This window comes from Streptomyces marokkonensis, assembly GCF_039539045.1.
Lineage (GTDB): Bacteria > Actinomycetota > Actinomycetes > Streptomycetales > Streptomycetaceae > Streptomyces > Streptomyces marokkonensis.
Genome location: NZ_BAABCQ010000138.1, coordinates 1 through 20,874, shown reverse-complemented (window position 1 = coordinate 20,874; position 20,874 = coordinate 1). Strand labels below are relative to the sequence as shown.

20 protein-coding genes and 1 pseudogene are annotated in these 20,874 nt (G+C 70.6%); 3 read left to right on the top strand and 18 right to left on the bottom strand.

Translation table 11 applies throughout. From position 1 onward, the window contains the following. Window positions 1–35: 35 nt before the first annotated feature. Window positions 36–764 carry a DUF4097 family beta strand repeat-containing protein gene (locus ABEA26_RS27110; RefSeq protein ID WP_345595978.1) on the bottom strand — a complete coding sequence of 243 codons (729 nt, stop codon included), beginning with the start codon at window positions 762–764 and terminating at the stop codon, window positions 36–38. Window positions 765–1,002: 238 nt separating this feature from the next. Here ABEA26_RS27110 and ABEA26_RS27105 point away from each other — a divergent pair, with 238 nt between their 5' ends. Together ABEA26_RS27105 and ABEA26_RS27100 are read left to right on the top strand one after the other, a co-directional pair. Continuing rightward, entirely contained in the window at window positions 1,003–1,752 is a 750-nt protein-coding gene (locus tag ABEA26_RS27105; RefSeq protein WP_345595977.1) for a helix-turn-helix domain-containing protein, read from the top strand. A gap of 312 nt (window positions 1,753–2,064) precedes the next feature. Beyond that, a pseudogene (locus ABEA26_RS27100) lies at window positions 2,065–2,149 on the top strand (IS5/IS1182 family transposase); the annotation flags it as partial. A gap of 674 nt (window positions 2,150–2,823) precedes the next feature. Here the strand turns inward: ABEA26_RS27100 and ABEA26_RS27095 are convergent. The 16 genes from ABEA26_RS27095 to ABEA26_RS27020 form a co-directional block, all read right to left on the bottom strand. Continuing rightward, window positions 2,824–3,975, bottom strand: a complete 1,152-nt coding sequence (locus ABEA26_RS27095) for a nucleotide disphospho-sugar-binding domain-containing protein (protein WP_345595976.1) — start codon at window positions 3,973–3,975, stop codon at window positions 2,824–2,826. Between the two features lie 23 nt (window positions 3,976–3,998). Continuing rightward, window positions 3,999–4,973, bottom strand: coding sequence for a Gfo/Idh/MocA family protein (locus tag ABEA26_RS27090; RefSeq protein WP_345595975.1), 975 nt, complete (start codon window positions 4,971–4,973; stop codon window positions 3,999–4,001). Then, complete coding sequence (rfbH, locus tag ABEA26_RS27085) at window positions 4,970–6,268, bottom strand: lipopolysaccharide biosynthesis protein RfbH (RefSeq protein ID WP_345595974.1); 1,299 nt, start codon at window positions 6,266–6,268, stop codon at window positions 4,970–4,972. Before rfbH ends, ABEA26_RS27090 begins: the two co-directional genes overlap by 4 nt. Next, a complete protein-coding gene (locus ABEA26_RS27080) occupies window positions 6,265–7,203 on the bottom strand; it encodes an NAD-dependent epimerase/dehydratase family protein (protein WP_345595973.1) in 939 nt (312 codons plus the stop codon). The genes rfbH and ABEA26_RS27080 overlap by 4 nt, the downstream gene beginning before the upstream one ends. Further along, window positions 7,200–8,177, bottom strand: a complete 978-nt coding sequence (gene rfbB / locus ABEA26_RS27075) for a dTDP-glucose 4,6-dehydratase (protein ID WP_345595972.1) — start codon at window positions 8,175–8,177, stop codon at window positions 7,200–7,202. The genes ABEA26_RS27080 and rfbB overlap by 4 nt, the downstream gene beginning before the upstream one ends. 155 nt (window positions 8,178–8,332) lie before the next feature. Next, window positions 8,333–9,568, bottom strand: coding sequence for a class I SAM-dependent methyltransferase (locus ABEA26_RS27070; RefSeq protein ID WP_345595971.1), 1,236 nt, complete (start codon window positions 9,566–9,568; stop codon window positions 8,333–8,335). Window positions 9,569–9,887: 319 nt separating this feature from the next. Beyond that, window positions 9,888–10,346: a carboxymuconolactone decarboxylase family protein gene (locus tag ABEA26_RS27065; RefSeq protein WP_345595970.1), complete on the bottom strand. Its 459-nt coding sequence runs from the start codon at window positions 10,344–10,346 to the stop codon at window positions 9,888–9,890. 70 nt (window positions 10,347–10,416) lie between these two features. Further along, a complete protein-coding gene (locus tag ABEA26_RS27060) occupies window positions 10,417–11,391 on the bottom strand; it encodes an NAD-dependent epimerase/dehydratase family protein (protein WP_345595969.1) in 975 nt (324 codons plus the stop codon). A gap of 40 nt (window positions 11,392–11,431) precedes the next feature. Beyond that, window positions 11,432–12,499 carry a glucose-1-phosphate thymidylyltransferase gene (locus ABEA26_RS27055; RefSeq protein WP_345595968.1) on the bottom strand — a complete coding sequence of 356 codons (1,068 nt, stop codon included), beginning with the start codon at window positions 12,497–12,499 and terminating at the stop codon, window positions 11,432–11,434. Continuing rightward, a complete protein-coding gene (locus ABEA26_RS27050; protein ID WP_345595967.1) occupies window positions 12,496–13,437 on the bottom strand; it encodes an alpha/beta hydrolase in 942 nt (313 codons plus the stop codon). The genes ABEA26_RS27055 and ABEA26_RS27050 overlap by 4 nt, the downstream gene beginning before the upstream one ends. Beyond that, entirely contained in the window at window positions 13,434–14,999 is a 1,566-nt protein-coding gene (locus ABEA26_RS27045; RefSeq protein ID WP_345595966.1) for an acyl-CoA carboxylase subunit beta, read from the bottom strand. Before ABEA26_RS27045 ends, ABEA26_RS27050 begins: the two co-directional genes overlap by 4 nt. Before the next feature lie 54 nt (window positions 15,000–15,053). After that, a complete protein-coding gene (locus ABEA26_RS27040; RefSeq protein ID WP_345595965.1) occupies window positions 15,054–15,926 on the bottom strand; it encodes a 4'-phosphopantetheinyl transferase family protein in 873 nt (290 codons plus the stop codon). A gap of 40 nt (window positions 15,927–15,966) precedes the next feature. Then, on the bottom strand, window positions 15,967–16,629 hold the full coding sequence (gene phzG / locus ABEA26_RS27035; protein WP_345595964.1) for a phenazine biosynthesis FMN-dependent oxidase PhzG: 663 nt from the start codon (window positions 16,627–16,629) through the stop codon (window positions 15,967–15,969). Continuing rightward, entirely contained in the window at window positions 16,622–17,458 is an 837-nt protein-coding gene (locus tag ABEA26_RS27030) for a PhzF family phenazine biosynthesis protein (RefSeq protein ID WP_345595963.1), read from the bottom strand. Before ABEA26_RS27030 ends, phzG begins: the two co-directional genes overlap by 8 nt. A 91-nt stretch (window positions 17,459–17,549) precedes the next feature. Continuing rightward, complete coding sequence (locus ABEA26_RS27025) at window positions 17,550–17,876, bottom strand: DUF6059 family protein (RefSeq protein ID WP_345595962.1); 327 nt, start codon at window positions 17,874–17,876, stop codon at window positions 17,550–17,552. Between the two features lie 161 nt (window positions 17,877–18,037). Further along, on the bottom strand, window positions 18,038–19,177 hold the full coding sequence (locus tag ABEA26_RS27020) for a ScyD/ScyE family protein (RefSeq protein WP_345595961.1): 1,140 nt from the start codon (window positions 19,175–19,177) through the stop codon (window positions 18,038–18,040). A 307-nt stretch (window positions 19,178–19,484) separates the two neighbouring features. On the opposite strand from ABEA26_RS27020, the gene ABEA26_RS27015 reads away from it, so the two are divergent. Next, a complete protein-coding gene (locus ABEA26_RS27015; RefSeq protein WP_345595960.1) occupies window positions 19,485–19,904 on the top strand; it encodes a GAF domain-containing protein in 420 nt (139 codons plus the stop codon). A 101-nt stretch (window positions 19,905–20,005) separates the two neighbouring features. Here the strand turns inward: ABEA26_RS27015 and ABEA26_RS27010 are convergent. Continuing rightward, a partial coding sequence (locus ABEA26_RS27010; RefSeq protein WP_345595959.1) for a ScbA/BarX family gamma-butyrolactone biosynthesis protein occupies window positions 20,006–20,874 on the bottom strand: 869 nt, incomplete at its 5' end.

Sequence of the window (20,874 nt, the reverse complement as noted above, 5' to 3'; positions counted from 1 at the left end):
CAAGGTTCACCTCCCGTCGCAGAAGCGGGTTGACATCACGATTGGGAAGTCCTTTTGGGTGTCGTGGGCTTTTGCAGGCTGTGGGCGGTGATGTCGCCGTGGGAGGTGGTGGCGTGGAGGGTGAGTCCGGCGGCGGGTCCGTCGGTGTTGGTGAGGGTGTTGTCGATGCGGCCGTGCAAGGTGCCGGCGTCGAGGGTGGCGGAGATGCCGTGGGCGGCGCCGGCCGAGATGTTGCCGTGCTCGGTGCGCAGGGTGACCGTGCCGCGGACGGCTTCGGTGATGTGGAGGTCGCCCTTGCGGGTGGTGATCTCGGCGGGGCCGTTCAGGCGGTGGACGGTGATGTCGCCGGCGGCGAGGGTGAGGCGGGCGCCTTCGGTCTCGTCGAGCTTGACCGGGCCCTGCGTGCTCTCGAAGGCAACGTCGCCGAGTCGTCCGACACCCCTCAGTTCGGTGCTGACGGCCTTGGCCTCGACGTGGGAGCCGGCGGGCAGTTGGACGGTCACCTCGACGGCGCCGCAGGAACCGAGGATCCGGTTCCTGGGGGTGGGGGCGTCGATGCGCAGGACGCCGTCGGCGAAGGCGACGGTGGTCTGCTCCGCCGCCTTCACGTCGTGGCTCCTGGAGGCGTCGGCGGGCAGGAGCTCGACGGTGGTGTCGGTCCGGTCGGCGGCGATGAACCGGATGTGTCCGGCGGGGATGTCGAGGACGGCCGCGATGGGAGCGGGGGTGTCGAACCGCTGCGTGGTGCTCTGGCTCTTCTGCATCGTGCACTCCTTCGGCTCTTCGTTTCTGATGATGAAAACGCTACGTTGCGTTCATGGTTGTGGCAGCTGATTCGTCGCATCCGGACGACAAAACCGCAGGCCATGAGCGAGAAAACGTTGCAATGGCTGCAAAGCTAATGCAACTTTCCTGACCTCGCGTGTTGCAATAGATTGTGATTGAACGCTATGCTGCAGAGCGCGGGGCAAGGGATGCCACGGACCATGTGAGGAGACCGCGATGCCGGGAGGCAGGCTTACCCAGCCCGAACGCCAGCAGATCGCGCTGGGTCTGGCCGACGGCCTCGCCTACGCGGAGATCGCCAGGCGTCTTAACCGCCCCACCTCGACGATCACGCGTGAGGTGATGCGCAACGGCGGTCCCGCCTCCTACCGCGCCGACCTGGCCCACCGTGCCACCGAGCACCGCGCCCACCGCCGCCGGCAGACCGTGCCCCGCAGTCCGGGGGCGCCGGCGCAGCCACACGGACGGGACGCCGAGGCGGTGCGCGAGTACGAGGAGGTGTTCACCACCGTCGTCATGGCCTCGGGCATGCCCAAGATGATGGCGCGGGTGCTGGCCTGCCTCTGCCTCACCGACTCGGGCAGTCTCACCGCGTCCGGCCTCGCCCAGCGCCTCCGGGTCAGCCCGGCATCCGTCTCCAAGGCGATCGCGTTCCTGGAGAGCCAGGGCTTCGTCCGCCGGGAACGCGACGAACGCCGCCGCGAGCGCTACGTCGTCGACGAAGACGTCTGGTACCAGGCGATGATGGCCAGCGCCCGGTCCATCGCCCAGGTCGTCGAGACCGCACGGCAGGGCGTCGGCGTCCTCGGCTCCCGGACCCCGGCCGGCGCCCGCCTGGAGAACATCGCACGCTTCCTCGACTTCGTCTCCGAGAGCACCGCCCGCGCCGCGGAACAGGCCCGTGACGTCCTCTACACCAAACCCGAACACACCACGTCCGGGACGACCTCGGACGGCGCCGTCTGAGTCACGTCCCACCCGCCCCCGCCCCCTGCCGGCGGGTCGGCACCCGCGCGGTCACGGACCCGCCCGGCGCTCCGACGCCCCCCTTTTGACGGCCCGGCTGCGATCTCTCGTTTTGTGACAGCGGAGTGAGACAGCGAGGGTTGAGGGTGTTGGTGCTGGTCGTGGGTTGTTTCGGGTTTACGGGGTCGCTGTCCTGGAGGTGAGAGACCCACGAGGCGTCGCTGTCGTGGAGTGTTGTCGCGTGGGGGGTGACGCCGTCTCGGTTCCGTGAGTCCTGGTCCACTGGCCGGTGGGTGTTGGTGTGCTCAAAGGCAGTGGGAGTACCTGCCCCGGGAGCTCGGCTTCGGCTCGGGCGTGACCTGCTGGCGGCTTGCAAATCTGGAACGAGGCCGGCGTCAGGGGTCAAGGCCCTCCGTCCATGGGGCGCCCCGCTGATGCCCGCGCTGCCCACGGCGTGGCCCGCGGCCTGCGCATCACCCGCCGCGACCCGATGGGTGCCTCCCCTGGGGTGGCACGGCGCACGGCCATCCGGCGTTTGTTGCCGGGTGTGCGGTGGGTGGGCGGGTCCGGGGGCGGGTGGTTCTGTGTGCCGGCGGGCGGTGGCGTTTGTACCGGGTGCATGTCGTCAAGGGCCCGATGGTTTGGGCTGGTTCCTTCCTGGTGGTAGGCCGGCCCGGTTCCGCTTCTGTTTCCCGGCCGGCGGTACCTGGTGCCGGGGCCGGCCGTTGCGTTGTGCGGGATGGCGTTGGCGGTCGGGTGCGGGAGTGTCCGTTTTTCGTCTGGGGTGGGCGGGTTTGGGTCGGTCGGCTGGGGAGGGGCCGGTGCAGGGCCGGGGCGGGGGGACGGCGGCCGGTGCGGGAAGCGGGTGTGGCGCGGCAGTGCCGGCCGGGTGGAGGGTCAGGGAACCGGACTCTTTGCTGTGCCCGGTCGCCAGTGACGTCCTCCCGTGGCGGGGCGGCCTCACACTCGCCCGCACGGTCCGCGCCCGGGGGCCGCACCCGGCCCCGCGCCATCCGCGCGGCGGCTCTGCGGTGACACTCGCAACGGGGTGGGGGGTGGTGTGTTGGCGGGTCAGAGTTTGTGCAGGAGGTGTTCGGCTGTTTCGGCGGGGGTGGGCATGGTGGTGATTTCCTGGCCGAGTTTTTCGGCGGCGGTGCGGAAGCGGGGCTGGTCGAGGAGTTGTTGGACGCTGTTGTGGATCAGTGTGGGGTCGTCTTGGCGGGTGGTGTCGTCGAGGGTGAGGCCGGCGCCGGATTTTTGGAGTTGTTCACCGAGTGCGAACTGGTCGGACCACTGTGGGAGTGCGAGTTGTGGCAGGCCGGCTGTGGCGGCGGTGAGCATGGTGCTGGAGCCGCTGTGGTGGACCATGGCGTCGCAGGTGTCGATGAACAGGTGGAGGGGGGTGGGCGGCACGAGGCGGACGTGGGAGGGCATGGGGCCCAGTTCTTCCCAGTACTGGGAGGTGACGGTGGCGATGATTTCGGTGTCGGGTACCTGGGCGCAGGCTTTGAGGACCCGGCGTACGTGGGGGACGCCGTTGAGTTGCAGTGTGCGGGTGCCCAGGGTGACCACCACGCGGCGGGGGTGTGTCCGTGTGCGCCAGGCGGGCGGTTCGCCGTATCCGTTGAAGGGTATGTGGCGGATCGGTGTGCCCGGGCTGGTGGTCGGCAGTTGCAGCGACGGGGGGCAGGGGTCGAGGGTCTGGGCGGGTGTGGGCAGGCCGTCGAGGCCGAGTTCTTCGGCCAGGTCGGCCAGTTCGGTGCGGGCTTCGTGCAGGGCGAGGTCGGAGATGGGGTCGACGCCCCAGCGGTGGTGGATCACGGGGATGCCCAGCACGCCTCCGATGAGGAGTGAGGCGTATTCGACCTGGTCGGCGACGATCAGCTGGGGCTGCCACTGGCGGGCCAGTTCGAGGTAGGCGTGGATGTTGGTCCGGGCCTGGTCCATCCAGACGCGGCCGTAGAAGCCCATCTCCTCGGGCGGGAAGCGGGTGAAGCATTCCAGGGGGCGCCGGCCTTCGGTGAGGAAGCTGAGCAGGTGTTTGTCGCCGTCCAGTTTTTCGCCGACCGGGGCACCGACGAGTCCGGCCGTGCGGACCATGGGCATCACGTCGGGTTGTGCGGTGACCAGTACCTCGGCGCCGGCTGCGCGCAGGCCCCAGGCCAGCGGCACGAGCGGGGCGAAGTGTGTGGGCACCGGGGTACTCATCATCAAGACGCGCATCGGTGTTCCTCCGGGGTGTTCGGTCAGGCGACGAGGGTGGTCTTGGCTTGTTCTTCGATCTGGCCGACGAGCCTGGCCAGGTGCACGGTGTGGGTGTGGCCGTGGTCGGTGTGGCGGCCGGTCACGGCGGTGGTGAACCAGCGGACCGTGCTGGCGGCCTGGTCGTCGGCGGGCAGGGTGAGTTCCTTGCGGTGGCCGTCTTGGGTGAGGGTGAGGGCGGGATGGTGGGAGGGCGGCGGGGTGAACACGTGTTCCGCGGTGAGAATCCCGTGGGTGCCGGTGAAGTCGTAGGCGGCCCGGTAGGCGTGTTCCATGCCGAACGTGAGGTGTGCGGCTGTCCCGTCGGTGCGGTGCAGCAGTACGCTCCCGCTCAGGGTCACCTTGCGGGTGGCGTCCACGCGCAGGACGGCGCCGGTGACGGTGAGGTCGGGGCCGAGGAAGTGCAGTGCGGCCCGCAGCGGGTACACGCCGACGTCCAGGAGGGCTCCGCCGCCGACGGCGGGCAGGTAGCGGATGTCGTCGGCGGGTTTGGGCGGGATCGTGAACGTGCTGGAGAAGGTGCGCAGTGTGCCCAGCGAGCTGAGCAGTTCCTTGATCCGGGCCAGCTGGCTGTGGTGGGGGAACATGAAGTTCTCCACCAGCACCCGGCCAGTCGACCGGGCCAGGTCGAGCAGCCGCAGGGTGGTGGGGAGGTCGGCGCTGAGCGGTTTCTCCGCCAGTACGTGCTTGCCCGCAACCAGTGCCCGTTCGATCCAGGTGGCGTGCAGCATCGCCGGCAGCGGGATGTATACGGCGTCGATGTCGTTCCTGGCCAGGAGGGTGTCGTATCCGGTCACCGCCGCGCAGCCGAATGAGGACGCGAAGGCCTGTGCATTGTGCGGGTCTCTGCTGGCGATGGCGACCAGGTTGATGCCGTCGACGGCGCGGACGGCGGGCAGGGTGCGGCGCCGGGCGATGTCGGCGCAGCCCAGGACGCCCAGGCGGACCGGTCCGGTCATCGGAGGAAGTCCTTGAACGAAGCGATCATGTAATCGGTCATCTCCTCGGTGATCTTCGGGTAGACGCCGACCCAGAAGGTCCGCTCGGTCACGATGTCGCTGTTGGTCAGCGCGCCGGCGATGCGGTGGGGCTGACCGATGTACGCGGGGTGCCTGGTGAGGTTGCCGGCGAAGAGCAGACGTGTGCCGATCCGGCGGCTCTCCAGGAACCGCACCAGCTCGGCGCGGCTGAAAGGGGCGTCGTCGGTGAGGGTCACCAGGAACCCGAACCAGCTCGGGTCGCTGCGGGGTGTCGCCTCCGGCAGGATCAGGTGCGGTGCGCCGTCCAGCCCTTCGCGCAGCCGGGTCCAGTTCGCCCTGCGCGCGGCGATGAACGCGTCCAGTTTGGTGAGCTGTGACAGCCCGAGTGCCGCGTGGAGGTCGTTGCTTTTGAGGTTGTAGCCGACGTGGCTGAAGATGTACTTGTGGTCGTAGCCGGCCGGGAGGGTGCCCATCTGGTGGTCGAAGCGTTTGAGGCACCTGTTGCTCTCGCCCGGTTCGCACCAGCAGTCCCGTCCCCAGTCCCGGACGGATTCGACGATGCGTGCCAGCGCCAGGTTCGACGTGAGTACACAGCCGCCTTCGCCCATCGCCAGGTGATGGGCGGGGTAGAAGCTCACGGTGGCCAGGTCACCGAAGGTGCCGGTCAGCCGGCCGTCGTAGGAGGACCCCACCGCGTCGCAGTTGTCCTCGAGCAGGAACAGGTCGTGTGCGGCGGCCAGTTCGGCGATCTCGGTGACCTCGTAGGGGTTGCCGAGCGCGTGCGCGATCATGATGGCTCTGGTTCTGGGCCCGATCGCGGCGGCCACCCGCTCAACCGTGGTGTTGTAGGTGCGCAGTTCGATGTCCACGAACACCGGGATCAGGCCGGTCTGCAGGATCGGGTTCACCGTGGTGGGGAACCCGGCGGCGACCGTGATGACTTCGTCGCCCGGCCGCAGTCGGGCCTCGCCGAGGTCGGGGGAGGTCAGCGCGGACAGTGCTACCAGGTTCGCCGACGACCCCGAGTTGGTCAGATGTGCCTTGCGCCGGTTGAGTCTGCGGGCGAACGCCGACTCGAACATGCGGGAGTTGGTGCCGGCCGCGATGCGCAGGTCCAGGGCGGCCTCGACCAGGGCGATGCGGTCCGCTTCGTCCAGCAGGGCACCGGACGGCCAGATCTCCGTCACGCCGGGGGTGAAGGGGGGCGTGTGGGCCTCGATGCTCTGGTGGAAGGTGCGGACCGCGTCGAGCACGGTGTCCTTGGGCGTGCTCACGCGGCTGCTCCTTCCTCGTGGGAGCGCCGCTCGGCGGCGAGCAGGTCCGTGAGCGAGTCGTGCAGTTTCCGGGCCGGCCGCCAGCCGAGCAGGTCACGGGCACGGGAGATGTCCAGTTGCTGCCAGGGCATCGGTTCCAGGACCGGCCGGTCGGCCGCCTCCACGATCCGGGCGCCGACACCGGACAGCTCGATGAGCCGGTTGACGAGGTCGCGCACGGGCAGTGCCGCGCCGCCGCCGATGTTGATCACCTGGCCGCTGACGTCCGCGGCGGGTGCCGTCGCCGCCGTAAGCACGGCGTCGATGACATCGCGTACGTCGACGTAGTCGCGCCAGACGGTGAGCGGGGACAGCCGCAGGTGTGCCGCGCCGGCCGCGAGCTGCCGGGCCACCATGCCGGGCAGACTGTTGCCGCCGGCGCCGGGGCCTGTCACGTTGGCCACCCGCAGCACCACGCCCTCCACACGACGTTCGCGTGCGGCCCGCCTGACCGCTTCGGTGCCGTACCGCTTGGACTGGCCGTACAGGGAGGTGGGGGAGCGGGGATCGTCCTCCTTCGTGCTCACGCCGAACGCGGCCGGTGCGTACTCGTAGCTGCTGCCCAGCTGGACGATCCGTGCCCCCGGGCCGCCGGCCGCGTCGATCAGCTGGTCGACGGCCGTCATGTGCAGGGCCCGCATGGACGCCTCGGTGGTCCGCCACACGACGGCCGCCGCGTTGACGACGACGTCGGCGCCCGTCAGTGCCCGGCGGAGCTGGGCGGTGTCAGCGGCGGTCAGCTCCAGGGCCGTCGACTGCACCGACTCCGGCCACCACGGCGCGCGTGCGCCGGACCTGGACACGCTCAGTACGCTGCAGCCCGCCGCGGCGAACCGCTCGCACACGCGGCTGCCGAGGGCTCCGCTGCCGCCGAGGACGACTACGCGCCTGTTCACCGCGTCACGTCCTGCTTCAGCGGCTTCCACCAGTGCGGGTGGTCCCGGTACCAGGCGTAGGTGTCGGCGAGCCCCTGGCCGAAGGGGACCTGCGGCCGGTAGCCGAGCTCCTCGCGGATCTTCGTCTCGTCGACGGCGTAGCGCAGGTCGTGGCCCGGCCGGTCCGCGACGCGCCGGACCATCGACTCGTCCGCACCGGTCAGGTCGAGCAGCATGCGGGTGATCTCGTTGTTGGTGAAGGCGTTGTGGCCGCCGACGTTGTAGATCTCTCCGGCCGAGCCCTTGGTCAGCACCAGCTGGACGGCCCGGCAGTGGTCGTCGACGTGCAGCCACTCGCGGACGTTGCGGCCGTCGCCGTACAACGGCACCGGCACGCCTTCCATCAGGTTGGTGACGAACAGCGGGATCAGCTTCTCGACGTCCTGGTGGGGCCCGTAGTTGTTGGAGCAGCGGGTGACCGATGCATCGAGGCCGTGGGTGCGCACGTAGGACCGCACGAGCAGGTCGGAGGCTGCTTTGGAGGCGGCGTAGGGGGAGTTGGGCAGCAGTGGCGCGCTCTCCGCACTCGTGCCGTGCTCGACGGAGCCGTACACCTCGTCGGTCGACACATGCACGATCCGTTCGACGCCCGTCTGACGGCAGGCCTGGAGCACGGTGTGTGTGCCGACGACGTTGGAGCGGACGAAGTCACTTGCGTCGTCGATGGAGCGGTCCACGTGGGACTCGGCGGCGAAGTGGACCACCGCGTCGTGGCCGGGCAGCAGGTCGAGCAGCAGCGCAAGGTCGCAGACGTCTCCCTGGACGAACTCGAGCCGCCGGTGGCCGGCCGGCAGGTTGGCCCGGTTGCTTCCGTGGCCGAGCTTGTCGAGGACGGTGACCCGGCAGTCGTCCCAGCCCGGGTAACCACCGGCGAGCATGGTGCGTACGTAGTGCGAGCCGATGAATCCTGCGGCTCCGGTGACCAGTAGCTTCACTTGCGCCGCCTCCCAGCGGTCGCCGCCGATGGCGCGATGTCGGGTATGAGTCTCATGAGAACCGCGGTCGATCCTCTCGCGTTTCTTGGCACTGCACGGAACCCGTGCCGAATGGCCTGCCGCCGGCGCCGGGTGGCTGCCCGGCGCCGGCGGTGTCATATGAGGGTCAGGGGCGCGGGAAGGGGGAAGACGAGTTTTCCGCCGGTGGCGAGGAAATCCTGTTCGCGTTCGACGTATCCGTCCCGGTACACCCAGGGAAGGACGAGGAGCTGGTCGGGCTTTTGGGCGAGAGCCTCTTCTTCGGAGACGATGGGAATGTGCGTGCCGGGCGTGAATCGTCCGGCCTTTTCCGGGCTGACCTCGCCGATGCACGGGATGTCGTTCGCGTCGAGGTCGCAGTACTGCAGGATCACGTTCCCCTTGGTCGACGCGCCGTATCCCAGGGTCAGCTTGCCCGCGGCCCTGGAGCCGGCGAGAAATCCCCGAAGTTCCGCGCGGTGGTCGCCCACGCGCGCGGCGAAGGCCTCGTAGGGGGCCGCGGTGTCCAGGCCCAGAGCGTCCTCCTGGCGGCGCAGCCGCTCGATCGCCGCCTCGTCGATCTTGTGGCGGGTGGGCGTCTTGGCCAGGGTCAGGCACAGGCTGCCGCCGTAGACGTCGGTCACGTCGGCACGGATGACGGTCAGGCCCGCCCGCTCGGCCATCCACTCGATGGGACGCAGCGCGTAGTACTCGAGGTGCTCGTGGCAGATCACGTCGTAGGCCGTGGCGGCCAGCATCGAGGGCAGGTAGCTCATCTCGAGCATCCACACGCCGTCGTCGGCCAGGACGGAGTGGACGTCCCGCATGAACTGCAGCGGGTCGGGCAGGTCGTAGAACATGGCGATCGAGGTGATGATCTTCGCCTTGCGGTCGCCGTACCGGGCGCCGAACACCTCCTTGGAGAAGAAGTCGGCGATCAGGTCGACGTGCTGCGGGTAGTGCGCGCGCCACTTCTCCCCGGTCGGATCGATGCCCACCAGGGTGGGGCCGCCGGCCGGGTAGTGGCGCAGGAGCGTGGAATCGTTGCTTCCGATGTCCAGGACCAGATCGCTGTCCTCGAGGTCGACCAGCCCCGCCACGGCCTCCACCTTGCTCTTGAGGTGGTTGACCATGAACGGCCGGATACCGGAGCGGTAGCCGTAGCTGTCGCCGTACATCAGGGACGGTTCGGCCGTGTGGCGCAGCTGGACCAGGCCGCAGCCGGCGGGCGAGCACCGGATGAGTTCCAGCGGCTCCACCGGCACCGATTCTTCCCTCGTGCGGGGGAAGATTCCGGTCAGTGCCTGTGAACCGAGGTCGAGCACGGGGAGCAGGGAACGGTTACCGCAAGCGCGGCACTCAGCGATCGCCATCTAGATCTCCAACCGACAGGAAGAAACACTCTTTTGGTGTGTGTGAAATCGCCTGCAACGTCGACGGAGCGGACCGCGCGAATTCGGCGGCCGGCAAGACGCATACATGACGCGAGTCGATGAATCCGGCGGCACCGAGAACCGAGGCACCGGCCTTTCAGAACACCGCAAAAGCATGTCAGACGAAGGGCGGCCGTCCCAAGTGTTCAACCGCGGAAATGCCGTCGTTGAACGGCAGAAGGGCCCGTCGCGAGATCCCGGGATCTCGCGACGGGCCCATTTATCGCTGTGCGGTCAGCGGGTGAACATCACGGGGGCGTCAGCCCCAGGTCTGGCCGGCCGGCTCCTTGATGGTGCGGTTGATGCGGTTGAAGAAGTTGGTCATGGCGATCTCCAGGTTGATCGCGCCGATCTGCTCCTCCGTGAAGTGGGCGTTGGCCTCTTCCCAGATCTCGTCGGTCACGCCCTCCGCACCGTCCTGCAGCCGGGTGGCGGCCTCGGCCAGCGCCAGCGCGGCGCGCTCCGCGTCGGTGTAGAAGGGCGCCTCGCGCCAGGCGGAGACGTTGTGCAGCCGCTCATCGGTGTCACCGGCCTTCTTGCCCCCGGCGACACTGGCGTAGATGCACGCCGAGCAGCTGTTGATCTGGCTGACGCGCAGGTGGACCAGCGAGAGCAGCTTCGGGTCGACGCCACCGGCGGCGATCGCCTTGTGCAGGTGCTGGATCGCGGTCCACACGTCGGGGTTGCTGGCGCCCTTGTTCTTGAGTCGGTTCTCCATGACGATGCTCTCCTTCATCAAAATCAGGTGGCCGGGAGATGTGCCCGTTACCCCTATGACGGAGCGGCGCTCAGGAAGGTAACAACCCGGCCGGGGCCCTTGCGGTCCGCTGCGGCTGGAGGGATTCGAGCAGATCGCGCAGCGACGCGTCGAGCGTGCGTGTTGGACACCACGCCAGCAGGCGCCGCGCCGTGGTGATGTCGGTCTGCTGCCACTCGGCGACCGCGCGGGTGCCGTCCGGCGGCCCGTCCTCCATCAGCCGTGTGCCCGGCCCGCCCAGTTCGATCAGCCGGTCGACGAGCGAGCGGACCGCGACGGCCTGCCCCCGGCCGATGTTGATGACGCGGCCTCCGACGGCGTCGCCCGGCGCCAAGGCCGCCGCCAGGACCGCGGCCGCCACATCACGCACGTCGACGAAGTCGCGCCGTGCCGTCAGCGCAGAAAGCCTCAGCACCGCAGGCCGGCCGCCCTGTGCGGCCTGGCGGGCGAGCTCGCCGGCCACCTTGCCCAGCAGGCTCTGCGGCGGGGCACCGGGACCGCATGCGTTGGCCACCCGCAGGGTCACGGCGTCGAGCCCGTCGCGGGCGGCGGCCAGCACCCACCGGGTGCCCCGCAGTTTGGTGCGGCCGTAGACGCCGGCCGGCGCCGGCTCCAGCGACTCGGTGAGCAGGACCCCGGCCCGGGTCGGCCCGTACTCGTGGACGGAGCCGAGGTGGACCAGCCGCACCGGCGCGGTCTGCCGGGCCAGCGCGGTGACCAGGCGGTGCACGAACGCCTCGTTGAGTTCCCGCATGCGTGAGGGGTCCGCCTGCCACACACTGCCGGCGGCGTTCACCACCACGTCGGGCCGGTGCGCCGCCAGGAAGGCGGCCAGCTCGGCCGTCGTGGCCCGGGCCAGGTCCAGCGGGACCACCCGCCCGTGGGGTGTGCGCGACGGGGACCGGGAGACTGCCAGCACCCCGTGCCCCGCGGCGGCGCAGGCCTGGGCGACGTGGCGGCCCACGAAGCCCGTGGCGCCGAGCACGACGACGCGGCGGCCGCTCATCGCCGTGCCGTCCAGACGTCGCCGCCGGCGGGGCCGCCGCTCACGCGGCGACCTCGATCCTGGTGTGGTCCCCGACGACCAGCCGGTGGTGCGGCGCGGGCCCCTCGGCCTCACCGACGCAGGCCATCCGGCCGATGAGCGAGCCGTGCAGCCCCTGGACGCCGGTGACCTGCGCGCCCTCGAGCACGATGGAGGAGCCGATGGAGGTGTGCCGCAGTACGCAGTCCACACCGATGGACGTGTTCGGGCCGATGCGGCTGTGCTCGACCGTGGTGCCGGCACCCACGATGACCGGCCCGACGATACGCGAGGCGAGAACGCGGGCACCCTTGTCCACGACGACCGGACCGATCAGCTCGCTGGCGGCGTCGACCTCGCCCTGGACGGACGACACCACCCCTTCCAGCAGCTTGCTGTTGCACTCCAGGACGTCGTCGACCCTGCCGGTGTCCTTCCAGTAGCCGCTGTACTCGCTGGCGGTCACCTGCGCGCCCTGGGTGACCAGCCACTGGACGGCGTCGGTGATCTCCAGTTCGCCGCGGGCGCTCGGGCTGATCGCACCGACCGCCTCGTGGATCGCCGGCGTGAAGAAGTAGACGCCGATCAGGGCGAGATCGCTGCGCGGTTCCGCCGGCTTCTCCACCAGCCGTTCGATACGGCCGTCCCGGTCGAGCTCGGCGACGCCGAAGGAACGGGGATCGGCGACCTTGTGCACGACGACCTGGGCTGCGGGACGCTCCTGGGTGAACTCCCGCGCGATGTCCGTGACCCCGTCCGGAAGCATGTTGTCCCCGAGATACATCACGAAGTCGTCGTCGCCGAGGAACTCCCGGGCCAGCACCACACAGTGCGCCAGGCCCCGCGGCTCGTCCTGGTGGATGTAGGTGACCTTCAGCCCCAGCCGGGAGCCGTCACCGATCGCCGCGACGATCTGCGCGGAACGATCGCCGACGATCACACCGACCTCCGACACCCCCAGTTCCCGTACCTTGTCCAGGACATGCTCGAGCACCGGCCGGTTCGCGATCGGTATCAGCTGCTTGGGCATGGAGTGACTGAAGGGACGCAGCCGTGTTCCTGCCCCGCCCGACAACACCAGTGCCTTCATGACACGTTCTCCTTCCGCGGATACGTTCCAGGGCTATTCGTGACGATCAGGTGGCGCCGGTCCGAGACGGCCGGTGCTGCGTCGCGGGCGAGCAGGCACTCCTCGAGGAACGCCAGGACCCGCAGGTGGTAGGTGCGGGCCGCCCAGCCGAGGCTGATGTTGTGCCCGGCGTCGGGGAGGTGGTCGACCTCGGCCCTCGGTGCCCTCAGCGGGCGCAGCAGTTCGGCGACGGACGCGTCGTCGTTCAGCCACCACCGCTCCTGCTCGGCAAAGGTGAACCGGACCGGAACCCGGATGCGGGCGGCCAGCCGCGGATACGTTGCGGGCCAGTCGGGCGCCTCCGCCGCCTCCGCCGCGGGAACCGGCGCGATCAGGTCACGGCCGAAGCGGAAGGCGTCCGGTGGATACAGCCGCAGCGCTCCCCAGTGCCGCCGCCAGTCACCGTGCCCGGCGGGCCCGGGCAGGTCATCGGCGGCCACCGCCGGCCGGGTGCCGACCCCGGAGACGTCCACACCGATGAGCCGGGACGGCGGAGCGTGTCCCGCCAGGGCCAGGGCCAGTTTCCCGCCGTTCGAATGGCCGACGACGAAGAAGCCCGCACCGGTGTCGTGCGCGCGGCCGAAGGAGCCCAGCGCGCTCTGCAGCACCCGCGCCTGTCCGGGCAGTGCCAGGCCGCCCGGAAAGCGGTCGCGGGAGAGCCCGTAGCCGGGGCGGTCGACGGCGAGGACGGTGTAGCCCAGCTGCGCCCCGAGGGCCAGCAGGGACTGCCCTGCACGCGCCCGGCTGTCGAAGTAGCCCGCCCGCATCCCGCTGCCGTGAACGGCCACGACCACGGCGGTGGGGGCGGTGGCCGGCCGGGCGAGCAGCGCGGACAACTGGACGTCGCCGGCGTCCAGGACGACGGGCGTGGCCGGCGATGCCTGGGGTGCGGCCGTCACTGCGGTGCGTTCCCGTGCTTGCGCGAGGGCAGCTCGGCGTGCTTGGTGCGGAGCATGGCCAGCGACCGGATCAGGACCGTGCGGGTCTCACGGGGGTCGATGACGTCGTCCACCAGCCCGCGCTCGGCCGCGTAGTACGGGTGCATCAGCTCCTCCCGGTACTCCTTGATGCGCTTGGCGCGCACCGCCTCGGGATCGTCGGCCGCGGCGATCTCGCGCCGGAACACCACGTTGGCCGCGCCCTCGGCGCCCATCACGGCGATCTCGTTGCTCGGCCAGGCCAGGGCCAGGTCCGCGCCGATGGAGCGGGAGTCCATGACGATGTAGGCCCCGCCGTAGGCCTTGCGCAGCACCAGGGAGATCCGCGGCACGGTCGCGTTGCAGTAGGCGTAGAGCAGCTTCGCGCCCCGGCGGATGATGCCGTGGTGCTCCTGGTCCACACCCGGCAGGAACCCGGGCACGTCGACCAGGGTGACCAGCGCAATGTTGAAGGCGTCACAGAACTGCACGAACCGGGCGCCCTTCTCGGACGCCTCGATGTCGAGGACACCCGCGAGGCTGGCGGGCTGGTTGGCCACGACGCCCACCACCTGGCCGTCGAGCCGCGTCAGCGCGCACACCAGGTTGGTCGCCCAGGACGGGTGCACCTCGAAGTACTCGCCGTCGTCGACGATCTCCCCGATGACGCCGCGGACGTCGTACGCCTGCCCCTGCTCGGCCGGGACCAGATCCAGCAGCCGGTCGTTGGGGCGGTCCACGGGATCGTCGGTGGCGACGACGGGCGGCAGCTCGCGGTTGTTCGCGGGGAGCAGGGAGAGCAGATAGCGCACCTCCTCCAGGCAGTGCTCCTCGTCGTCGTAGGCGAAATGGGCGACACCGGAGCTGCCGGCGTGCACATCCGCACCGCCCAGGGCGTTGTGCGTGATCTCCTCACCGGTCACGGCCCTGACCACGTCCGGTCCGGTGATGAACATCTGCGCGCTCTCGCGCACCATGAAGACGAAGTCGGTCAGGGCCGGTGAGTAGGCGGCGCCGCCGGCGCAGGGCCCCAGCATGACCGAGATCTGCGGGATGACCCCGGACGCGCGGGTGTTGCGCCGGAAGATGCCCCCGTAACCGGCCAGTGCACCGACCCCCTCCTGGATACGCGCCCCGGCGCCGTCGTTCAGCGACACCAGCGGGGCCCCCGCCGCCTCGGCCAGGTCCATGATCTTGTGGATCTTCTCGGCGTGCGCCTCGCCGAGCGCCCCGCCGAAGACCCGGAAGTCGTGGGCGTAGACGAAGACGGTCCGCCCGTCCACCGTCCCCCAGCCCGTGACGACCCCGTCTCCGTCCGGCCGCCTGCTCTCCAGCCCGAAACCCGTCGCCCGGTGCCTGCGCAACTGCTCCACCTCGTTGAACGACCCCTTGTCGAGCAGCAGGCCGATCCGCTCGTAGGCGGTGAGCTTGCCCTTGCTGTGCTGACGTTCGGTCGCCGCGGTGTCAGGACCGTCCTGGGCGGCACGCCTGCGGTTGTTCAGCTCGTCGGCCCGGTGGCGCAGGCTGTCGGTCGTGTAGGGCATCAGGTCCTCCTGGAAAGTACGGGCGAGGGACGGGAGCGTGCCGGTGACGGGCCGTCACCCGGCCGCCTGCGTGCCGGAGAGCACCGGAAGCGACCACAGGGACAGCGGGGTGGCGGCACGGCTCGCCACCGCCAGGGGAAGCCGGACGCCCGCCGGTGCGTCCTGCGTGCGCCAGGCGTCGGACGTGCCCAGCCACCCGGCCGGAACGCACCGCACCGCCGCCTCGGTGGGCCCCGGGCGCGGTGTCGCCACGGCGGCGACGTAGTCCGTGAAGCAGGGGACGCTGTGCACCGTCCAGTCCGACGGCTGCTGCGCCCCGCACAGCCCCAGGTAGTCCCGTGCCGTCCCGCGGCCGAGGCCGACGCCGAGCGCTTTGAGATGAGCCTCCTTGCGGGTCCACAGCCAGCCGAACACGGCACGGCGGTCGGCTGCGGGCACCGCGGCGAGCTCCGCGCGTTCACCCGGGTGGAGTGCCTTCTCGCAGGTGTCGACCGTCTCCTCGCGCGGCAGCTTCTCCACGTCCACCCCGATGGGCACGGACGCGAACCCCAGCAGGGCCACGCCGGAGCTGTGGGAGAGCGAGAAGTGCAGGGGCACCGGCGAGCCGGCCAGGGCGGGGCGGCCGTGGGACCGGCCGCAGCCGGGACACGGCTCGCGTGTGAACCGCACCTCCCACGGGACCTGACCGGTGTAGCGGCTCAGCAGGCGCCGCAGCCCGGCGTGCGCCGCGGCGTACAGCAGTCCGTCCGCCCGCCGGCGAAACCCCTCACTCCTGGCCCGCTCGCTCTCGTCGAGATCGGACAGGTCCAGGACGGGCCGTGCGCTGCTGCCGGGGCTGCGCACGAGCCACAGGTCGAGCTGGGCCGGTGACATCGTCAGCCCTGGCAGCGGCCACGGCCTCGACGGCGTGATCGGCCACATCGTCATGGTGGTCTCCAGCTTCCTCAGGAAATAGCGCGGCAGGGGCTCACGGCTGGAGCCTGACGGCCCGCCAGCCCTCGGCGGTGCGCTCGTAGCGCAGGCGCTCGTGCAGCCGGTCGCTGCCGTTGGCCCAGAACTCGAGGCTGGCCGGAGCGAGCCGGTAGGCCGCGAACGTCGCGGGGCACGGCAGCGCCCGCTGCGAGGCACCCAGTTCCCGTGCCGCGGACCGCAGTTCCTCCACGTCGGCCAGGCCGTCGAGCGGCCGGCTCTGCCGGGAGGCCGTGCTCATGGCGTGGGTGAACACGGGCCGGGCGTGCCACAGGGCCGAGGCCCGCGCCTGCGGCAGCCGGTGCACCGGACCGGCCAGGGTGATCTGCTGACTGGTCTCCCTCCAGTACAGGACGCCCGACGCCCAGGGGTTGTGCGCCAGATCGCGCCCTTTGCTGCTGTCGGCGTGCGTGACGAAGTCGACGCCGTCGCCCGCCACCGGGCCGAGCACCACGATCCGCGACGACGTGCGGCCCTGGGCATCGGCCGTGGCCAGAGCCAGTGCGCGCGGCTCTCGGACCTCGAGGGTGGCACTGAGGCTGAGCCACTTGGCGAGCAGGCGCATCGGATCGGCCGGCGGGTCGCGGTACTCGGGAAAGGGCACGGCCTCGCTCCCGGTGAGCGACTCGGACGGCCCGGGGGCGGCGAGCGGATCAGACATAAAGCACCCCTTCGGCGGCGACGACCGCGTGGCCCGCGACCTCGACGGAGTCGACCCGGTCGCCCTCTCCGTGGACGAGTGCCTCCATGCGCGAGGTGCGGCCGATCTCCACGCCCTGGACGATGTCGACGGGCCGGCCGTAGGGGAGGAGGCCGTGCCGGGCGAGGTGGATGGCGACGGGGCCGGCGGCGGACCCGGTGGCCGCGTCCTCCACCACCCCGTAGGCGGGGGAGAACATGCGGTTGCGCCAGGCGCTGCCCTCTCCTGCGATGCAGTTGAACGCCAGGTCGCTGAAACGGGACAGCGCTCTATGATCGGGGTCCAGCTTCGACAGGTCCCTCACGCTCTCGATGCCGACGAGGACGTGCCGGGGGCCGTTCACGTAGACCTCGACGGGGAGGGTCGACGCACCGATGCCCAAGGCCTCAAGGACCTCGCCCGCGCGGTCGAACGGCCCCCAGGTGGGCACCGGCTGGTGCATGCGGGCCCGCAGGGCTCCTCGGCCGGCTTCTTCGAGCTCGAAGGGGACGACACCCCTGGCGGTCTCCAGCGCCAGCCGGCTCGCGCCAGTGCGGCCGGCCAGGGCCACCGCGGTGCCGAGCAAGGGGTGTCCGGCGAAGGGAAGTTCGTTGACCGGAGTGAAGATCCGTACGCGGGCGTCGCCTCCCTGGCGGGGGCGCAGCACGAACGTGGTCTCCGACAGGTTCATCTCCCGGGCGATGCGCTGCATCTGGTCCGTGCTCAGGTCGTCGCTCCCGAGGAACACGGCCACCGGGTTGCCGCTCAGGGGGTGCCGGGAGAACGCGTCGACGACGACGTAGGTGTGCATGCGCTTCCTCACTGGTCACTCGGCACAGGGTTGCGTCCACCGTGGGCGTCCCGCCTCGAATGAGCACGGACTCCGGGTGGAACCACCGAGATCAGGGGGCGGGGCGGCAGCCCTGCCCGTGCGCCGGGCCCAGCTCGCGCGCCAGCTGCCGCTCCGTCTCGGACAGCGGCGCGTTCGCCGGTACGCGCTCGGGGTGGCCCGGCGCAGGACCGACCGGGGCCCCCGCTGCCGGCTGCAGTTGGCCCGGCGCGTACCGGGCGAAGGGATCGTGGGTGTGCCCGGCGGGTGCGGGCCGGGGCAGCGCGTAGTAGTACACGGCCGGGCCCGTGTGGATGGCGCCCACGCATATGAGGGACTGCCAGGCCATGCGCAGGCCTTTGCGCAGCCACGGCCGTACGCGTGCCTCGAACCGTTTCATGAGGGCCCCTTCTCACCGTGCTGGATGACGGCGCACAGGCTGCCAAGGGCTGCTCGTGTCCCGGTCGAGCGGCTCCGACGCACGTGTGCCGGCCACGCCGCCCCGGGGAGGGCGGACGTGAACCGGCACACGAGGGTCGGGCTGCGGGCCCCGTCAGCTGGTCACAGAGCCCGGAACTTCAGGAGCTGGCCCTCGTTCGACAGGGAGTTGTTGGTGATGTAGATGTCCCCGCGGCGGGTGACGTCCAGGCCGGTCGGCATGGTCAGCGGGGTGTCGCTCTTGATCGGGGTGAGGGCGCCGGTGCGCCTGTCGATCCGGTTCAGGGCGCCGGTGGGCGCGCCCGGGGTGTTGCCCGTGGCGTAGGACAGGGCGATCAGGTCCCCGTTCGGGGCCACGGCGAGGTCGATGACGGAGGACAGACCGGTGGCGAAGACCGTCGGCTCGCCGCCGGGCACATAGCGCCAGAGGCGGCCGAGACCGTTGTGCGCACCGCTGAGGTCGGAGATGTAGAAGGCGCCGTCACGGCCCCGCACGATGCCGGTGGGCACCGCCTCGGCCTTGACACTTCCCGACTCCGTGGGCAGGGCGTTGTTGGGGAGGACCACCTCGGTCTTCGTGGTGCCGTCGGGGCGGACCCGGATCACGTCGTTGGCGGCGGCGTCGGTGACCAGGAAGTCCCTGCCGTCCCTGACGAACCGCTGCGGGTTGGACGCCGGCAGGGTGTTGCCGAGCACCGCGTCGGGGTCGTGTTCCGCCTCGTGCGCGGCCAGGTCCCCGAGCACCTTGCCGTTGACGATACTGAGGGTGGCGAGCGGCCCGCTGCCCGCACCGAGGTCGGTACGGGTGCTCGGGAGGCCGATCAGACCGTAGACCGCGCGGTAGGAGCCGTTCCACAGCTGTTCGACCTGGTTCAGCCCGTAGATGCTGCCCTGGCCACCCGGCGGGACGAGCTCCTGGGAGGGCAGGCCGGTGACGACGCGGCCCTTCCACCTGCCCGCCACCTTGTAGATGGAGCCGGTCAGACCGAAGCACCGCACGGGCGGGCCGGGCTGGCTCGGGCAGGCCGCCCCGGAGCCGCTGCCGGACTCCGCGACCAGGACCGAGCCGTCGTACTGGACCGTCACGTCCCGGGGGTTGTGCAGACCCGAGGCCACCACGACGGGGGTGGACGCCACTGCGGTGCGGTGCCGGTGCGAGACAGCGGTGTCCGCCGCCGAGCTCGGTATCGAGGTCGCCGCGAGACTGACCGCGACCGCTGTCGTCAGCAGGGCCCCGGCCCACGGCTTGAATGATCTTGACATGATTCTCCTCGAAATTGACATGCCCTCATGCCCGAGAGCGATTTCGAACGGCGCCACCATAGACGTCGAAAGCAGGTCCGTCCTCCCGTCGGACAGTCCACCTTCACGCCAGTTGAACGGATACGAAGGTGGCGGTCCGGCAGAGATATGCCAGCCCCGTGCGGCTGTTCCTGGTACGGCCCTGGAATTCGACCTGCGGCCGGGCCGGTCCTTCTCCACCGGGAATTCAGTGTTTTTCGACCGGATGTCGAGCCGTTCGGCCCGTTCCTGCCTGACAGATGCCGGCTGTGCTGACACGCTGTCGGCCATGACCGACGTATCCGGCACGACCGCGTCCTGGCTCCGGCAGTGGATCGCTTCCCACGGCGGGATCGCCGGCACCGTGCACACACGACGGGGCGAGGACATGGTCCTGGCCGCGGCCGTGAATCTTCCCGCACCCGTCGCCGAGGCCGTCCGCGTCGTGCCGAAGGGCAAGGGCATGGCGGGCCTGGCCTTCGAACGCGACGCACCGGTGTCCACCTGCAACCTGCAGACCGACACCACGGGCGACGTGCGTCCCGGCGCCCGGGCGGTGGACGCCAACGCTGCCGTGGCGATACCCGTCCATGACGCGGCCGGGGACGTCAGAGGTGTCGTGGGCATCGCCTACCGGGGCGAGCGGGCCATGGACGACCGTGAACTGGCCCTGCTCACCCACCGGGCCGAGGCCGCGCCGTCCGCGTAGAGCCGGACACCGCGGGGGACGGGGCCCGCGACAGGACACGCCCGGTGCGCGACCGCGGCGGGAAACGGTCGCGCACCGGGCGCCGGACGTGCGGCCGTCGGTCAGCCGGCGGCGGCCGCAGGGAAGGCGAGCGGGGGCAGGGGCCGCACGAGGACGTCCTCCCGGCCCGCCGCGAAGCGGCGAGGGCGGGGGATCCGGGGTCCGGAGAGCTGGGTGCGGAACACCTGCTCACCGAACTGCCGGCCCGTCACCTGGACGGTGACCATGCCGGGCCGGCGGGCGGGCAGCTCGACCGCCTCGATCCAGCAGGGCTCGCTGAACTCCGCGTACCGCTGGAACGTGTTGACCGTCGCCGTGGGGAGCACGGAGGCGTCCGCCCCGAGCAGGGCACAGGCGGCCTGGCGGGAGGCCTCGAGCAGCACCATCCCGGGCATGTGGTCGCCGGCGTGGTCGAACATGACCGGGTGGCCGGGATCGGGGTTGAGCCGCCAGACGCCAGGGCGGGCGGTCGTGGCGAGCACCAGGTCGATGGGGAGCGTCCGGCCGTAGACGCCGGGGTCCTCACCGGTGGGGCGGTAGTCGATCGAGCTGCTGAGTGCGGCGCCGCGCAGCCTGCGGTAGGCGGCGGGGGAGACGCAGGTGAAGTGCCCGTCGCCCGTCGCCACGACGTGGCCGTCGCGCCGGATGGTGATGTCGACGCCCAGGACGGTGTCGCGCCGTTCCTTGGTGAAGACCGTCTCGATCTTCAGGTCGCTGGGCGTCTGTCCTATCCCGAGGTGTTCGGGATAGGTGACGGCGGAGATGTCCCGCATCACGAATTGATGGCCCAGCGGGATTTCGAACTCCGAGTGGGCGAGGAATATGCCCGTCTGGCGTACTGTCTCGACAGCCTGCAGATGGTCGTGGCTCCGGTCGTCGACCCTGTTGAAGAACGTGTGCGCCCGGGGCCACTGACCGGTGAGCGAGAAAG

Excerpts from the sequence above, each read along its gene's own strand:
- ABEA26_RS27055 (WP_345595968.1), bottom strand. The coding sequence starts at position 12,499 with ATGAAGGCACTGGTGTTGTCGGGCGGGGCAGGAACACGGCTGCGTCCC.
- ABEA26_RS27090 (WP_345595975.1), bottom strand. The coding sequence starts at position 4,973 with ATGACCGGACCGGTCCGCCTGGGCGTCCTGGGCTGCGCCGACATCGCC.
- ABEA26_RS27070 (WP_345595971.1), bottom strand. The coding sequence starts at position 9,568 with ATGGCGATCGCTGAGTGCCGCGCTTGCGGTAACCGTTCCCTGCTCCCC.
- ABEA26_RS27095 (WP_345595976.1), bottom strand. The coding sequence starts at position 3,975 with ATGCGCGTCTTGATGATGAGTACCCCGGTGCCCACACACTTCGCCCCG.
- ABEA26_RS27025 (WP_345595962.1), bottom strand. The coding sequence starts at position 17,876 with ATGAAACGGTTCGAGGCACGCGTACGGCCGTGGCTGCGCAAAGGCCTG.
- ABEA26_RS27110 (WP_345595978.1), bottom strand. The coding sequence starts at position 764 with ATGCAGAAGAGCCAGAGCACCACGCAGCGGTTCGACACCCCCGCTCCC.
- ABEA26_RS27045 (WP_345595966.1), bottom strand. The coding sequence starts at position 14,999 with ATGCCCTACACGACCGACAGCCTGCGCCACCGGGCCGACGAGCTGAAC.
- ABEA26_RS27060 (WP_345595969.1), bottom strand. The coding sequence starts at position 11,391 with ATGAGCGGCCGCCGCGTCGTCGTGCTCGGCGCCACGGGCTTCGTGGGC.
- ABEA26_RS27105 (WP_345595977.1), top strand. The coding sequence starts at position 1,003 with ATGCCGGGAGGCAGGCTTACCCAGCCCGAACGCCAGCAGATCGCGCTG.
- ABEA26_RS27030 (WP_345595963.1), bottom strand. The coding sequence starts at position 17,458 with ATGCACACCTACGTCGTCGTCGACGCGTTCTCCCGGCACCCCCTGAGC.
- ABEA26_RS27065 (WP_345595970.1), bottom strand. The coding sequence starts at position 10,346 with ATGGAGAACCGACTCAAGAACAAGGGCGCCAGCAACCCCGACGTGTGG.
- phzG (WP_345595964.1), bottom strand. The coding sequence starts at position 16,629 with ATGTCTGATCCGCTCGCCGCCCCCGGGCCGTCCGAGTCGCTCACCGGG.
- ABEA26_RS27040 (WP_345595965.1), bottom strand. The coding sequence starts at position 15,926 with ATGACGATGTGGCCGATCACGCCGTCGAGGCCGTGGCCGCTGCCAGGG.
- ABEA26_RS27015 (WP_345595960.1), top strand. The coding sequence starts at position 19,485 with ATGACCGACGTATCCGGCACGACCGCGTCCTGGCTCCGGCAGTGGATC.
- ABEA26_RS27020 (WP_345595961.1), bottom strand. The coding sequence starts at position 19,177 with ATGTCAAGATCATTCAAGCCGTGGGCCGGGGCCCTGCTGACGACAGCG.